The following is a 14,105-nucleotide window of genomic DNA, read 5'->3' as shown; positions in this document are numbered from 1 at the left end:
TTACGGAGAGGGGTATTTCCAGAAAGCCCCTGTCACGGCGTGGCGTGGGCGCTCTACCATCGCTCTATCCATAGCAGGCTCTCCTCCGTTTGTGCCGGCGCCCGGGTCTACGCGGGCATACCGGCTTCTACGGAGCATCGGGGGATGCACATGACCAGCGCTCCGCACCTGCTGACCGAAGACCGACCGGAGTTCGATCGGCTCGTCGACGAGGCGCTGCGCGCCGCGCACGAGCGGCCCGAACTCGCCACCCTCGGCGAACGGCTGAATGCCGAACAGCTGCGCACCATGGCACAGGGGGCCAGCGCCCTGCTGGCCGCCGCGGCCGCGGCCGAGTACGGCCACTACGTGAAGGTCCGCGAGGAACGACGCGACGAGGCACTGGCCCCGCCGGGCACGACGGGGGACGAGGACGGCGCCCAGGACAACGGCGGCGGTGCCGGCATCGGCGCCGTGGTCGCGGTCCTCGCGCCCGTCCTGGCGGGCACCGCCATGCTGATCTTCCTGCTCGTGGGCTACATCCTGAAGATGATCGAGCCCGAACCGGCCTTCGCCGAAACCATGCTGACGGCGGGGTGGCTCTTCGGCGGGCTCACCGCGGCCGCCCTGCTCTTCGCCGTGATCGGACTGCTGGTGACGGCCGTCCGCAACAGCGCGACCGAGGTGGGGGCGGACGAGACGGAGGCGATACCCGACGAGGTCGCCCGGGCCCGCGAGGCCTGGCGGCACGCCCTGCTGGAGCGCGGCATCATGCCCTTCCTGCGGGACGCACTGGCCGATCCGAGCGCCGGCCCGGGCTTCCCCACCCCCCGCACCCCGGCGGCCGGCCGCATCCCCAACTTGGGGTACAGCCGGCCCGACTTCACCAGCCCGGGCTCCCCGTCGGAGAGCCCCCGGCCCGGCTACACGCCTCCGGACTTCACCAGTCCGGACTTCGGCGGCCCGGAACACGAACCCGAATGATCCCGGTCCGGGGCGTCAGTGCCCCGCACCGGCACCTGCCCGGATACGCCGGGCTCGCCCGACCGGCGCCGGGCGCGACGGTCTCCGTACGGCGTCATGGGTGTCCGCCGTCGTGTCCGCGATCACGAAGTCGGATCAGGACATCTCGCCGAGGCCCGCCCGAACTGCCGCTCGCCGCGCACCGGCAGCCGCAGCCGCAGGAATGCCGCCCTCCGATCAACTGAGCACGATCCCGGCTCCGTTACGAGCCCGGAAGGGGCGATGCGCGCGCTCCGGTGTACCGCGATGGCACCTCGGGCTGTCCGGAAATGATCACTATGACCCGGTAAAGACTTGAGGGGGTCTTATCTCGCTCATATGGTCGCTTTCGACCGCAGCGGTGATCGACCACAGCAGGGGACTCCGATGGAAGACAGGCGAACGGCCGGGGCAGTCCTGGGGCTTGCGGGCTGCAACGCGGCCCTGACCATGGCAGCAGCCGTGGTCACGTGGGATGACGGCCCCACTCCGTGGGTGGCCGCTGCTGCGACCTCCGGACTCGTCTTCCTCGTGCTTCTCCGCAAGCGCTGATGGTCGCGACCGATGCGAGCAACCGCGCGTCATCCGTGATCAAGAAGGAAACACACCCTTGAAACTCTCCTGCGCATAGCCACCGCCACCCTGGCCGGGCCTGGCCCTCGTCGGCACGACCGCCGCGCAGAGCCACGCGTTCGCCCCCTCGGCCTTCGCCTCGGTGTCCGCCGCGGGCGACGTCTCTCCCGAAACCGCCGCACTGGCCAAGAACATCCGGACGCTACAGAGCCAGGCTTCCGTCGTCGACGGCGAGCAGGCCAGGACCTGGGTCGCGAAGGTCGGCGCAGATGACCTGACCGTCAAGCAGCCCCAGCTCTCGACCTTCGGCTTCAGCTGGAGCAAGCTCAACAACTGCCCGGCCAGCGCGGGTGTCTCGTCCTGGACCCTTGCGCTGATCGGCACCGCGTGCGCCGCCGCCTGCGTGGGAACAGCCGGCGCAGCACGTGTCCCCTGCATCACCGCCGCAGGAGGGCTCGGCGCGGGCACCGTGTGGTTCTGCACCGGCAAGGCCACCACCTGACAGGCCCCGCCCCACAAGAAGACCCGCGGCCGTTCGCCCTCAATCGCAGCGAGGGCGAACGGCCGCCGGCCGTCGGACCAGGTTGACCGCGCTTCCTCCAGCGCCTCCAAGCCCAGAGTCACCGGAGCGGTCCCCAGGCCGCAGCGACCGACCGACGGCTCCCCCCACGGCGCCGTCGGGCAGTCGCGTTCGCTCGGGTCAGTCGGCCAGCGGCAGGTAGACGCGGCTGCCCGAGGCCGCGAACTCGGCGGACTTCTCCGCCATGCCGGCCTGGATCTCCTCCGCCTTCAGGTCTCCACCGTGCTCACGGCGGATGTCCTGCGAGATCTTCATCGAGCAGAACTTCGGACCGCACATGGAGCAGAAGTGCGCGGTCTTGGCCGGCTCCGCCGGGAGGGTCTCGTCGTGGAACTCGCGGGCCGTGTCCGGGTCGAGGGCCAGGTTGAACTGGTCCTCCCAGCGGAACTCGAACCGCGCGTCGGACAGGGCGTCGTCCCACTCCTGGGCGCCCGGGTGCCCCTTGGCCAGGTCCGCGGCGTGCGCCGCGATCTTGTACGTGATGACGCCGGTCTTGACGTCGTCGCGGTTGGGCAGGCCCAGGTGCTCCTTGGGCGTGACGTAGCAGAGCATCGCGGTGCCCCACCAGGCGATCATCGCGGCGCCGATGCCCGAGGTGATGTGGTCGTACGCGGGCGCGACGTCCGTGGTCAGCGGGCCGAGCGTGTAGAACGGTGCCTCCTCGCAGATCTCCTGCTGGAGGTCGATGTTCTCCTTGATCTTGTGCATCGGGACGTGGCCCGGGCCCTCGATCATGGTCTGGACATTGTGGCGCTTGGCGATCGTGTTCAGCTCACCCAGCGTCTTCAGCTCGGCGAACTGGGCCGCATCGTTGGCGTCCGCGATCGAACCGGGGCGCAGGCCGTCACCGAGGGAGTACGTGACGTCGTACGTCGCGAGGATCTCGCAGAGCTCCTCGAAGTTCGTGTAGAGGAAGTTCTCCTTGTGGTGCGCCAGGCACCACGCGGCCATGATCGAGCCACCGCGCGAGACGATGCCGGTCTTGCGGCGGGCGGTCAGCGGCACGTAGGGCAGCAGCACACCGGCGTGGACCGTCATGTAGTCGACGCCCTGCTCGGCCTGTTCGATGACCGTGTCCTTGTAGATCTCCCAGGTCAGGTCCTCGGCGCGGCCGTCGACCTTCTCCAGCGCCTGGTAGAGCGGGACGGTGCCGATCGGGACGGGGGAGTTGCGCAGCACCCACTCGCGGGTGGTGTGGATGTTGCGGCCGGTCGAGAGGTCCATGACCGTGTCGGCGCCCCACTTGGTCGCCCAGGTCATCTTGTCGACCTCCTCCTCGATGGAGGAGGTGACCGCGGAGTTGCCGATGTTGGCGTTGACCTTCACCAGGAACCGCTTGCCGATGATCATCGGCTCGATCTCGGGGTGGTTCACGTTCGCCGGAAGTACGGCGCGACCTGCGGCGATCTCTTCGCGGACGACCTCGGGGGAGACGTTCTCGCGGATCGCGACGTACTCCATCTCCGGGGTGATCTCGCCACGGCGGGCGTACGCGAGCTGCGTGACGGCAGCGCCGCCGCGGCCGCGGCGGGGCTGGCGGGGTCGGCCCGGGAAGACCGCGTCGAGGTTCTTCAGGCCGCCGCGCGGCGAGGTGTGCTTGATGCCGTCGTCCTCGGGGCGCACGGGGCGGCCCGCGTACTCCTCGGTGTCCCCGCGACTGATGATCCAGTTCTCGCGCAGCGGCGCGAGGCCGCGGCGGACGTCGGTCTCGATCTGCGGGTCGGTGTACGGACCGGACGTGTCGTAGAGCGTCACGTCCTTGCCGTTGGTGAGGTGGACCTGGCGGACCGGCACCCGGAGGTCGGGGCGGGAGCCCGCCAGGTATCCCTTGTGCCAGCCGGGCTGGCGCTCGGTCTGGCCGTCGGCGTCCTGGCTGACGGCAGGCGTGCGTGCGTCCTGAATGGTCATGAGACCTGATCTCCCTACGCCGGCATTACCCGGTAACAGGTTCGGCGGTCGACGCAGCCTCTTCCCGTACGCATCGGTGATGCCCGTACGGTGATCAGCGTCCTCTCAGCCCGGTGCTCCGAGCTCCCGCGTTGTGCAAAGGTGCCCCCACGCTAGCGTCATGCATGGCGTGCTGAACAGTGGGCCCCCTCATCTCTTGCGATGATCTGCTGGTGACGCCCTCGCCGCAGCCCCCCATCGAGCACACAGAGCCCCATGGCCACAACGGCCACGCGCATGCGGGCCCCGGACCGTCCGACGGGCACCCCGGCGGGCACTCCGACAGACCCTCCGACAGCCACTCCGACGCCGGCTCGCACGGTGGCTCGGACGCTGGCTCGCACGGGCACCCCCCGGGTCCGCCCCACGGCCACGGCCACAGTCATGGCCACGGCCCGGCGGCCCCCGTCTCGAAGCACCTGCGCAAGGTCATCGCCGCCGTACTGATCCCCTTCGCCGTGGCCGTCTTCGTCGGCATGGTGGTGCTCTGGCCGGGCGGCGCCCCCGGCCACGAGCGCACGGGGGTGGGGTTCGACCGGCAGACCCAGCAGGGCGTGGTCGTTTCGATCGAACAGGTCGACTGCAAATCCGTGAACGCCGCGCAGGTACCGGCGACCGGGCCCCCCGCCGCCTCCCCCGAGGGCAGTGGGGCCCAGGCCGCGCCGACCGGTGAGTGCAAGAAGGCCACCGTCGAGGTCACCAGCGGCCCGGACAAGGGCCGCACCTTCGTGGAGGTCGTCCAGCCGGGCGCGCCACGGCAGTTGGAGGACGGCCAGGAGGTGGTGGTGGCGTACGCACCGGACGCCCCCCGTGACTTGCAGTACTCGGTGATCGACGTGAACCGCAAGCTCCCGATGGCGCTGCTGGCCGGCATCTTCGCCGTCGCGGTCGTCGTCGTCGGGCGGATGCGCGGGCTGTTCGCGCTGGTCGCGCTGGTGGTCAGCTTCGGCGTGCTGACCCTCTTCATCCTCCCGGCCATCCTGCAGGGTTCGAATCCGCTGGTCGTCGCGGTGGTCGGGGCGAGCGCCATCATGCTGATCGCGCTCTACATGTGCCACGGGCTGACCGCCCGTACCTCGGTGGCCGTCCTCGGCACCCTGGTGTCGCTGCTGCTGATCGGGCTGCTCGGCTCGGGGTTCATCGACTGGGCGTTCCTCAGCGGCAACACCGACGACAACACCGGGCTGATCCACGGGCTGTACCCGGACATCGACATGAGCGGTTTGCTGCTCGCAGGCGTGATCATCGGATCGCTTGGCGTGCTCGACGACGTGACGGTCACCCAGACCTCGGCGGTGTGGGAGCTGCACCACGCGGATCCCTCGATGGGGTCGCGCGCGCTCTACCGGGCGGCCATCAGGATCGGCCGCGACCACATCGCGTCGGTGGTGAACACTCTGGTGCTGGCCTACGCGGGTGCCGCGCTGCCGCTGCTCCTGCTGTTCTCGATCGCGAACAGCAGCATGGGTTCGGTGGCCAACAGCGAGCTGGTGGCGGAGGAGATCGTACGGACCCTCGTGGGCTCGATCGGCCTGGTGGCCTCGGTCCCCGTGACAACGGCGCTGGCCGCGCTGGTGGTTTCTGCCGACCGACCGGGATCCCCGGCGGGCGCCCCGGCCGCGGGGCCGGTCCGCGGCCGGGGCCGGCGGCGCAAGCGCTGAGCGGCCGAGACGCCGGCCGGTCGTTCGCCCCGACCAGCGGCCGGTCTGCTGGCCGGACCAGCGGCCGGTCGGCTGGCACGGCGGCCGGTCGGACGGTCAGCCGGCGTTCTGTTCGTTCTGCTGCGATTCGGCGAGGATCTTGCCGAGGGCCTCGTCGAGGTTCTCCTCGAAGTCGCCCAGATTGCGCTCCTGTCCGAGCGGAACGATCCGGTCAGTACGGTCGAGGAACGCGACGAGCGGCGCCGCGCTGGCGCGGAACAGGGCCCGGTCGCCGCCGACCTGAAGGCGGATGTGGACGTCGGACAGGTCCTCCGGGTGGGTGGGGGCGATGTGCACATCGCCGTCACCGCACGGCTTGTTGATGCCGTCGAGGAGGAGCTCCCGGCCGAACGCCCAGGTCACGGGCGCGTCTCCGGGCAGGTGGAAGGTCAGGCGGACTGCGTAGGGGTCGCGTGCGTCGTACCGGAGTTCCACCGGAATCCGGAACGAGAGCTCCTCGGAAACGAGGAAGCTCATCATGACCTCTGCCTGTACCGACTCGCGCATTGACTACCCCGCTGTAGTTGAAGTGGCCAGGAATGATCCCCCAGGACCCACTTGACAAGAGTGGTGGAAGCGGTAGCAGATCACAAGGAGTGAGTTTTCAGATACTGATAGAGAACGCGAGGGTGCTCAACAGCGCGCCTACTTCACTCCGTAGCCGATTGACTACATAGAGCAATCGTTCTTCTTGGTGGAGAGGGAGAGAAATGGCCATCGTCGCGACCGTATCGCCGGCCGTGAGGGGGATGGCCGCACAGATCGTGCCGAGGGCATATTCCTGACGTTCGACCACCGGCTGCATTCGCCCGAGCGCCCCGATCCGGCTTTCCAGGGACCGGAGATCGCGGACGGTATAGGGGGTGATGGCCTCGACCGGGTGACGGTCGTAGTAGTCCTTGCGCGTCTTCTCGTCGAGTTGCCCGAGCAGGCACTGCCCGATGGCGTGCGCATGGCCGGTCGAACGGAAGTCGGCCCACTCCTCGCAGGCCGGGCTGGCCGGAGTGTCCGAGACACCCACGACCTCGATCTCACCCTCGCGGTAGACCGCGAAGTAGACGGGGGCCCCGACCGTATCGCGGAAGTGCGCGAGCGAGTCGAGGATCATGCCGCGACGTTTCTGCTGGAGTCCCCCACGGGCGAGCCGCTCCGCGGCCTCCCCCAGTACGAACACGCCGCGCACTCTGCGCAGATAGCCCTCGTGCGTCAGTGTGCGCAGCAGGTGGTACGCGGTGGGAAGCGGGAGCCCGGCCTCGCGCGCCAGCTGTTTCGCCGGGGCTCCCCCGCTATGGGACCCCGCCGCTTCGAGCAGCCTCAGCGCGCGCTGTACCGAACCGATCAGAGTCGGCACACCGGCGTTGTGAACCGGAGACAAAGCTCACCCCCAGGCGTGGCAGCGGGCCTTTGGGGAGGCCCGCCCTGCGGGGGCCGCCCCCGCGCGTGCCGTGGATCCTGGGGGTCGTACTCGGGCGGCTCGTTTACGTCGCCGCAGGTCAGGGCGGCGGGTCGGAGCGGCGGTACCGGCTTTCGGTGCCCAGGGAACGGCATAGATTGCCACTCTATCCACCGATTCCGGGGATGTGAGCCGTTCAGCGCGTCATGTTCCCTCGCCTGGCTCAATCCCGGATCCGCCCGGACCGCTGCCCCTGGCTACCACTTGCCGGAGGAGGCCTTCGAGCCACCGCTGAACTTCTTCACGACGAAGATCAGTCCGCCGACGAGTCCGACGAAGAGGAGCAGCTTGAAGACGAACCCGATCAGCGCGCCCAGGATGCTGGTGATCACACCGCCGAAGACGAAGATGGCCAGCAGCGGAACCGCGACCCACTTAACCCACCAGGGCATGCCTGCGAATATCTCTCGGATGCCGTCCATGTCATCGACCTCTTCTTCGTCCGTGGCTTCGTCCGCTACTTCCTGCCCTCGATGCTAGGAGTCCACGGCCCCGTATCGGGGCCCGCGAGCCCTCGGAGTCCCCTGATCCGCCCCTTAGGGGGATCAGGGCCGCGACCCTCATGCGGCCGGGCCGCTCAGCCCTCCGGCGGGGAGAACACCACCATCACCTTCAGGTCCTCGGTGATGTGGTGGAACTTGTGCACAACGCCCGCCGGGACGTAGACGACGCTGCCGCGCGCCACGGTCGTCGTCTCCTCCCCGACCGTGATCGAGGCCCGCCCGCTGACGACGAAGTACACCTCGTCCTGGCGGTGCGGCAGCTGCGGATCGGTCTGTCCGGCGTCGAGCGCGTACAGCCCGACCGACATGTTCCGCTCGCGCAGGAACTGCAGATAGGCGCCGTCGTTCGCGGCCCGCTCCGCTTCGAGCTCGTCAAGCCGGAAGGCTTTCATCGTGGTTGTGCCCCTTGTACTCGATCGTTCCCTTGCATCCGCTGATCTGCGGATGTTCCACCGGGATCTTCTCTGCCACGATCAGACACATGACGAATTTCGTAGTCAAGACGCTCGCCAATGCGGCGGCCCTGGCCGTCGCCATCTGGCTGCTTTCCGGCATCACCCTCGACGACGGCAGCAGCACGGGCCGACGGGCGCTCACCCTGATCCTGGTCGCGCTGGTCTTCGGCCTGGTCAACTTGCTCGTCAAGCCGGTGGTGAAGCTGCTCTCGCTGCCGCTGTTTATCCTCACCCTCGGCCTGTTCACGCTCGTCGTGAACGCCCTGATGCTGCTGCTGACCTCGTGGCTGGCCTCGCAGCTCGACCTCAGCTTCCACGTCGACGGCTTCTGGACCGCTCTGCTCGGCGGCCTGATCATCTCCATCGTCTCCTGGGCCATGAACATGGTCCTGCCCGACAAGAACTGAACGGGCCCACCATGTACCGCGTCTGCTTCGTCTGCACGGGCAACATATGCCGCTCCCCCATGGCCGAGTCGGTCTTCCGTGCCCACGTGGCGGCCGACGGCCTCGACACCCTGGTCGAGGTGGACAGCGCCGGCACCGGTGGCTGGCACGAGGGGGACGGTGCCGATCCGCGCACCATCGCCGTCCTGGAGGCGGCCGGCTACGAGCAGGACCACCGGGCCCGCCAGTTCCGCTCCTCCTGGTTCGCCCGCCTGGACCTCGTCATCGCGCTCGACGCCGGGCACCTACGTGACCTCCGGGCACTCGCGCCCACTGCACAGGACGCCGCCAAGGTGCGGCTGCTGCGGTCCTACGACCCGGCGGCCTCGGCCGCGGAGACCGACGTACCGGATCCTTACTACGGGCCGCTCGACGGGTTCGAGGAGTGCCTGGAGCTGGTCGAGGCCGCGAGCCCCGGCCTGCTGGACGCTGTACGCGCCGCAGTGAAGGAGCACACCGCGTGAACGAATACGCCCCGCAGGAAGCCGGAGCAGCCGCGCTCGGCGACGGCACCCGAGCCGTCCGGGCCGGACTGCCCGAGGCCGTCAAGAACGAACCGCCCCTGCCCGGACCGGTCTTCGCCGCCCATTTCCACCTCCCCGGCGACGTCGAAGGCCCGTACGCCTACGGGCGCGACACCAACCCCACCTGGACGCTGCTGGAACGGGCGATCGGGGAACTGGAAGCCCCCGGCGAGGACGTGCACACCATCGTCTTCGCCTCCGGCATGGCGGCGGTCTCCGCCGTCCTCCTCTCCCAGGCGCACACCGGCGACACCGTGGTCCTGCCCGACGACGGCTACCAAGCCCTGCCCCTGCTGCGCGAGCAGCTGGAGGCGTACGGGATCCACGTCCGCACCGCTCCGACCGGCGACGACGCCCAGCTCGCGGCCCTCGACGGGGCCCGGCTGCTGTGGATCGAGACCCCTTCCAACCCCGGGCTCGACGTGTGCGACGTACGCCGCCTCGTGGACGCGGCGCACTCCGGCCGGACCCTGGTCGCGGTCGACAACACCCTGGCCACCCCGCTCGGGCAGCGGCCCCTGGAGCTGGGGGCGGACTTCTCGGTGGCGAGCGGCACCAAGGGCCTCACCGGCCACGGCGACGTACTGCTCGGGTACGTCGTCTGCCGCGATCCGGAGCTCGCCGCCCGCGTCCGGCGGTGGCGCAAGATCGTCGGTGCGATCCCCGGGCCCATGGAAGCCTGGCTCGCGCACCGCTCCCTCGCCACGATCCAGCTGCGCGCGCACCGCCAGTGGGCCAACGCACTGGCCGTCGCCGAGGCACTGACGCACCGGACGGACGTGAGCGGACTGCGCTACCCGGGGCTTCACACGGACCGCTCCCACAAGACGGCCGCCCGGCAGATGCGGGGCTTCGGGTCGGTGGTCTCCTTCACCCTGCCCGACCGCGCGCACGCGGAGCGGTTCATGGCCGCCCTGCACCTGGTCGAGGACGCCACGAGTTTCGGTGGGGTACGGTCCACCGCCGAGCGGCGCGGACGCTGGGGCGGCGACGCCGTGCCGGAGGGGTTCATCCGCTTCTCCGCCGGCGCCGAGGACACCGAGGACCTGGTCGCGGACGTGCTGCGCGCCCTCGACCACGCGGGCGCCTAGGTCCTGCCGTCACAGTGGCGTCGCGGGCCAGACGGGACTTTGACGACAGGGCCGAGGACGGAACGGGGGACGGCCGTCGCCGTGTGGGGCGGTCCGAGCCTCCCCCCTGGTGGCTCGGACCGCCCCGGGTTCTGCGCGCGAAGAACCACGTGACAAGGCTAGTTGACTCTGCGTCAGAGTCCAATCACGGTAACGACAGGGAGCTATCTGCATATTTATAGTTGAAGGCCCCCACCGAGAGGTGCAGCGATGGACCTGACCCTGCTGCGCACCTTCGTCGCCGTCCACCGGGCCGGCTCCTTCACCCGCGCAGCCGCCCTCCTCGGACTGTCCCAGCCCGCCGTGACCTCGCAGATCCGCACCCTGGAGCGCCAGTTGGGGCGCCCGCTCTTCCACCGCCGGGCCCGTGGCGTCACCCCCACCGCCATCGGCGACGAGCTGGCCCACAAGGCCGCCCCGCACCTCGACGCCCTGCTGCAGATCACCGAGGCCGAACAGGAAGCCGCCGGCGCGTTACGCACCCTGCACGTCGCCGGGCCTCCCGAGTTCCTGTGCCTGCGCGTGCTTCCCGCCCTCGCCGTCCTGGTCGGCCAGGGCCACACCCTGCGCGCCGCCCCGCAGACCGATGCCGAGGCCACCCTCGACGGGCTCGCCGCCGGCCACCACGACCTCGTCATCACCACCGCCCACCCCCGGGGCGGGCTCTTCACCGCCACCGCGCTGTGCGACGAGGAGCACGTCCTGGTCGCCGCGCCCTACTGGGCCGCCCTCGTCGACATGGACCGGCTGCGCGAGGAGGGCTCCGCCGCACTGGACGGCATCCCGCTGGTCGAGGTCCACGAGAGCCTGCCGCTCGTCACGCGCTACTGGGCCGCCGTCTTCGACGCCCTCCCCGATGCCACGTCCCTGGCCGCCACCGTGGTCGTACCCGACCTGCGGGCCGTACTGGAGTGCGTGCGGGCCGGCGCCGGACTCGCCGTCCTGCCCCGCTACCTGTGCCAGGACGCCCTCGACAGCGGTCGGATCGTGGCGCTGACCGAGCCCGCGGTGCCGCCGCTGCGCACCTGGTTCCTGGTCGTACGCACCGGGAGCCTGGCCCTCGCCCACCTCGCCCGGGCGCACGACCGGCTGCTGGACGCGGCAGTGCACTGGTGAGCCCGCTCTTTTCCGGCCCTTGGCGTGTTTCAGAAGCGGAGTGGCGGGCCACTCTTCTCCCATGACCGAACGTCCCGTGGTCAAACGCACCGCCCGCGCGATCCTGCTCGACGGTGGCGACCTGATCCTCATCAAACGCACCCGGCCCGGCGTCGACCCGTACTGGCTCACCCCCGGTGGGGGAGTGGAGCCCTCGGACCCCACCGTCGTCGACGCCCTCCACCGGGAGGTCCACGAAGAACTCGGCGCGAAGATCACCGATGTGGTGCCCTGCTTCGTCGACACCGTCGAGCACATCGCCGACAGGGGGGTGACCGGCGTGAAGGTGCAGCACTTCTTCGTCTGCCGCCTCGAATCGATGGACCCGAACCTCCGGCACGGCCCCGAGGTCGACGAGCCCGAGGGCGAGTACGAGATCGTCCGCGTGCCCTTCAGCCGGGTGGGCATCGCCGCCGTTCATCTCGTCCCGCTGTCCCTGCGGCACTATCTCGACGGCAACATCGAGGGCGTCCGCGCCATGCACGCTCCCGACCTGGGCTGACGCCGGGCTGAGACCGGCGGGCTGCCTCCGGTCTCAGTCGGCGATCCCGGCCAGTTCCTCCACCGCGTCGTGCCGGATCCGCTCGCAGGGGATGCCGATCCGCAGGAGCTCGTACACTCCGTTGCGGATCATCGCGGGCGGACCGGAGATGAACGCGTCGTACGAGCTCCACGGCCCGTGTTTGCCCACCGCGTGCGGCAACTGTCCGGCCAGCCCGTCGCCGACCACCGGGCGCACCGAAAGCCACGGGTGCGAGCGCTGGAGCCCCAGCAGCGTGTCCTTGTCGTAGAGGTCGCTGTCACTGCGGGCCCCGAAGAACACCTCCACCGGCCGCCGCTCGCCGTGTTCGGCCACGTCCTCGATCAACGCCTTGATCGGAGCGATCCCGGTGCCCCCGCCCAGGCACAGCATGCCGTTGTCCGTGGTGTGGTCCACCACCATCGACCCGGCCGGCGGGCCCAGGCGCAGTACGTCTCCCGGGCGGGCGTGGCGCACCAGGGCATTGGAGACCCAGCCCGCAGGGACGGCCTTGACGTGGAAGGACAGCAGCCCGTCGGCGCGCGGCGCCGAGGCGAAGGAGTAGTGCCGCCACACCCGCGGCCACCACGGGGTCTCCAGGCTCGCGTACTGGCCGGCGAGGAAGGCGTAGGGCTGGTCGGGGCGGACCGTCAGTACCGCGATGTCCGGGGTGCGCAGATCGTGGGAGACCACCTCGGCGTGCCACCACGCGGGGGCCTTCGCCTCTTCCTCCGCCGCCGCGTCGATCATGATCTGGGAGATCGCGGTGTACGCCCGCACCCAGGCCGCCTGCGGCTCGGGCCCCCAGCTGTCCCGCGCGTACCGGGACAGTGCCCCGATGAGGGCCTCGCCGACCGCCGGGTAATGACCGGCCATCGTGCCGTACTTGCGGTGTCCGGTGCCCAGTCGGCGCAGATAGGGGACGAGGACGGCGGGATTGTCGATGTGCTCGGCTGCGGTCAGCAGTGCCTTCAGGAGCCGGTCCCGCTGTACGTCCATGGCGGCGGGGAACATGCCGCGCACTTCCGGGTGCCCGGTGAACACCAGAGCGTAGAAGTACGAGGTCACCTTGTCGGCGACGGGGGCGATCTCCGCGAGGGTCCGGCGGATGAGTACGGCATCCGGTGAGGGCTCGATCGCACCGCCCTCGCCGGATATCCGGGCCGATTCGCGTCTGTCCGATCTGGTGGGCGGAGCGTCCATGCGGTGCCTCGCTTCGAGCATCTCGGTCGGTCTGCACACGCCACGGCCTGTGAATCCGTGGTTCCGGGTCTCACAGCGTGCCAGCCGGCTCTGAGGCCTGCGGGGAAATGCAGAAATTCCGCGTTTCGAACCCACTTTCCTCCTAAGATGCGTCAACTCCCGGGCGCGTCAGCCCCACGAGCTGGTATGCCTCCCGAAGATCCCGGCCCTCGTAGACATGGGTCGCCCGCTCGGCGAGATAGGGCCTCGCATTCACCGCCACCGAGACCGGCACCGCCTCGAAGAGCATCGCGTCGGTCACCGAATCCCCGTAGGCGACGCAGTCGGCCCGGCTCACACCGAACTGTGCGCAGAGCCGGTCCGCCACCATGACCTTGCCCTCGGGTGTCAGGATCCCGGACTCCTCCACGGGACGGGTGAACGGGACCTCCGGGAAGACCGAGCCGTGCGCGGCATGCGCACCCCACTCCAGCAGCAGCTCCACGAAGAACGACGGCGACAGGGAAATCACCGCGCAGTAGTCCCCGCGTTCCCTGATCTCCTGCCAGACGTCCCGGATCCCCGCGAGCCAGGGCGCCCCGTCGAACGCCGCCCGGACGTGCGTGGGCGTCAGATCGGCCCAGAGGGCGTGGGCGGCCATGGAGAACTGGTGCGGACCCATCTTCTGCGCGCCGAAAGCCCGTTCCAGTTCGGCAATCTCGGCGCTCAGCCCGAGCTGGCGGGAGATCTCGACCGGCGCCGCCGAGCCATACATCAGCGTTCCGTCGAGGTCGAAGAGGTGCAGGAGGGTCATAGCCGACGAGGCTAGTCGGTCCGTTTCACGTGAAACACCGTGTTTCACGTGAAACACCGTCCGGCCGGCCGTCCGGGGGTACCCGGCGTTTCACGTGAAACATCCGACCCCAAATCCTCTGGACGGCCCCCAGTCCATGATC

General features: G+C 69.8%; 16 protein-coding genes and 1 riboswitch. Of the genes, 9 read left to right on the top strand and 7 right to left on the bottom strand.

The annotated features are described in order from the left end of the window. Positions 1-144 precede the first annotated feature (144 nt). From OG594_RS02105 to OG594_RS02095, 3 genes are all read left to right on the top strand, one after another. Complete coding sequence (locus OG594_RS02105; protein WP_266594786.1) at positions 145-963, top strand: hypothetical protein; 819 nt, start codon at positions 145-147, stop codon at positions 961-963. 405 nt (positions 964-1,368) lie between these two features. After that, positions 1,369-1,533, top strand: a complete 165-nt coding sequence (locus OG594_RS02100) for a hypothetical protein (protein ID WP_266594785.1) — start codon at positions 1,369-1,371, stop codon at positions 1,531-1,533. Between the two features lie 163 nt (positions 1,534-1,696). After that, the gene (locus OG594_RS02095; RefSeq protein WP_266594784.1) at positions 1,697-2,056 is read left to right on the top strand and encodes a hypothetical protein; all 360 of its coding nucleotides are present in this window, start codon (positions 1,697-1,699) and stop codon (positions 2,054-2,056) included. A 198-nt stretch (positions 2,057-2,254) separates the two neighbouring features. On the opposite strand, the gene thiC is transcribed toward OG594_RS02095, so the two are convergent. Then, positions 2,255-4,042, bottom strand: a complete 1,788-nt coding sequence (gene thiC, locus OG594_RS02090; protein ID WP_266594783.1) for a phosphomethylpyrimidine synthase ThiC — start codon at positions 4,040-4,042, stop codon at positions 2,255-2,257. Further along, positions 4,037-4,182, bottom strand: a riboswitch (TPP riboswitch). (Overlaps the previous gene by 6 nt.) Positions 4,183-4,254: 72 nt before the next feature. On the opposite strand from thiC, the gene OG594_RS02085 reads away from it, so the two are divergent. Continuing rightward, entirely contained in the window at positions 4,255-5,742 is a 1,488-nt protein-coding gene (locus OG594_RS02085; protein ID WP_266594782.1) for a YibE/F family protein, read from the top strand. 96 nt (positions 5,743-5,838) lie between these two features. Here OG594_RS02085 and OG594_RS02080 read toward each other — a convergent pair whose 3' ends face one another. The 4 genes from OG594_RS02080 to OG594_RS02065 all read right to left on the bottom strand — a co-directional run bounded on the left by OG594_RS02080 (position 5,839) and on the right by OG594_RS02065 (position 8,129). After that, positions 5,839-6,288: an SsgA family sporulation/cell division regulator gene (locus tag OG594_RS02080; RefSeq protein ID WP_030008369.1), complete on the bottom strand. Its 450-nt coding sequence runs from the start codon at positions 6,286-6,288 to the stop codon at positions 5,839-5,841. 97 nt (positions 6,289-6,385) lie between these two features. Continuing rightward, positions 6,386-7,132 (bottom strand): IclR family transcriptional regulator, encoded by a 747-nt coding sequence (locus tag OG594_RS02075; protein WP_266594781.1) that lies wholly within the window; start codon positions 7,130-7,132, stop codon positions 6,386-6,388. Between the two features lie 299 nt (positions 7,133-7,431). Then, complete coding sequence (locus OG594_RS02070) at positions 7,432-7,656, bottom strand: DUF5326 family protein (RefSeq protein ID WP_266594780.1); 225 nt, start codon at positions 7,654-7,656, stop codon at positions 7,432-7,434. Positions 7,657-7,811: 155 nt separating this feature from the next. Further along, entirely contained in the window at positions 7,812-8,129 is a 318-nt protein-coding gene (locus tag OG594_RS02065) for a cupin domain-containing protein (RefSeq protein ID WP_266594779.1), read from the bottom strand. Positions 8,130-8,218: 89 nt separating this feature from the next. Here OG594_RS02065 and OG594_RS02060 point away from each other — a divergent pair, with 89 nt between their 5' ends. The 5 genes from OG594_RS02060 to OG594_RS02040 all read left to right on the top strand — a co-directional run bounded on the left by OG594_RS02060 (position 8,219) and on the right by OG594_RS02040 (position 11,949). Beyond that, positions 8,219-8,599, top strand: a complete 381-nt coding sequence (locus tag OG594_RS02060) for a phage holin family protein (RefSeq protein ID WP_266594778.1) — start codon at positions 8,219-8,221, stop codon at positions 8,597-8,599. An 11-nt stretch (positions 8,600-8,610) separates the two neighbouring features. Then, positions 8,611-9,102 carry a low molecular weight protein-tyrosine-phosphatase gene (locus OG594_RS02055; RefSeq protein WP_266594777.1) on the top strand — a complete coding sequence of 164 codons (492 nt, stop codon included), beginning with the start codon at positions 8,611-8,613 and terminating at the stop codon, positions 9,100-9,102. Further along, positions 9,099-10,253 carry a cystathionine gamma-lyase gene (locus OG594_RS02050; RefSeq protein WP_266594776.1) on the top strand — a complete coding sequence of 385 codons (1,155 nt, stop codon included), beginning with the start codon at positions 9,099-9,101 and terminating at the stop codon, positions 10,251-10,253. The genes OG594_RS02055 and OG594_RS02050 overlap by 4 nt, the downstream gene beginning before the upstream one ends. A gap of 249 nt (positions 10,254-10,502) precedes the next feature. Then, positions 10,503-11,408, top strand: a complete 906-nt coding sequence (locus tag OG594_RS02045; RefSeq protein ID WP_266594775.1) for a LysR family transcriptional regulator — start codon at positions 10,503-10,505, stop codon at positions 11,406-11,408. 61 nt (positions 11,409-11,469) lie between these two features. After that, complete coding sequence (locus tag OG594_RS02040) at positions 11,470-11,949, top strand: NUDIX domain-containing protein (RefSeq protein WP_266594774.1); 480 nt, start codon at positions 11,470-11,472, stop codon at positions 11,947-11,949. A 33-nt stretch (positions 11,950-11,982) separates the two neighbouring features. Here the strand turns inward: OG594_RS02040 and OG594_RS02035 are convergent, their stop codons facing one another. Together OG594_RS02035 and OG594_RS02030 are read right to left on the bottom strand one after the other, a co-directional pair. After that, the gene (locus OG594_RS02035) at positions 11,983-13,170 is read right to left on the bottom strand and encodes a globin domain-containing protein (RefSeq protein WP_266594773.1); all 1,188 of its coding nucleotides are present in this window, start codon (positions 13,168-13,170) and stop codon (positions 11,983-11,985) included. 142 nt (positions 13,171-13,312) lie between these two features. Continuing rightward, on the bottom strand, positions 13,313-13,963 hold the full coding sequence (locus OG594_RS02030) for an HAD family phosphatase (protein ID WP_266594772.1): 651 nt from the start codon (positions 13,961-13,963) through the stop codon (positions 13,313-13,315). Positions 13,964-14,105 lie beyond the last annotated feature (142 nt).

The sequence above is a fragment of the Streptomyces sp. NBC_01214 genome, from assembly GCF_026340975.1.
GTDB lineage: Bacteria > Actinomycetota > Actinomycetes > Streptomycetales > Streptomycetaceae > Streptomyces.
This window is presented reverse-complemented; position numbering and strand designations above follow the sequence as displayed.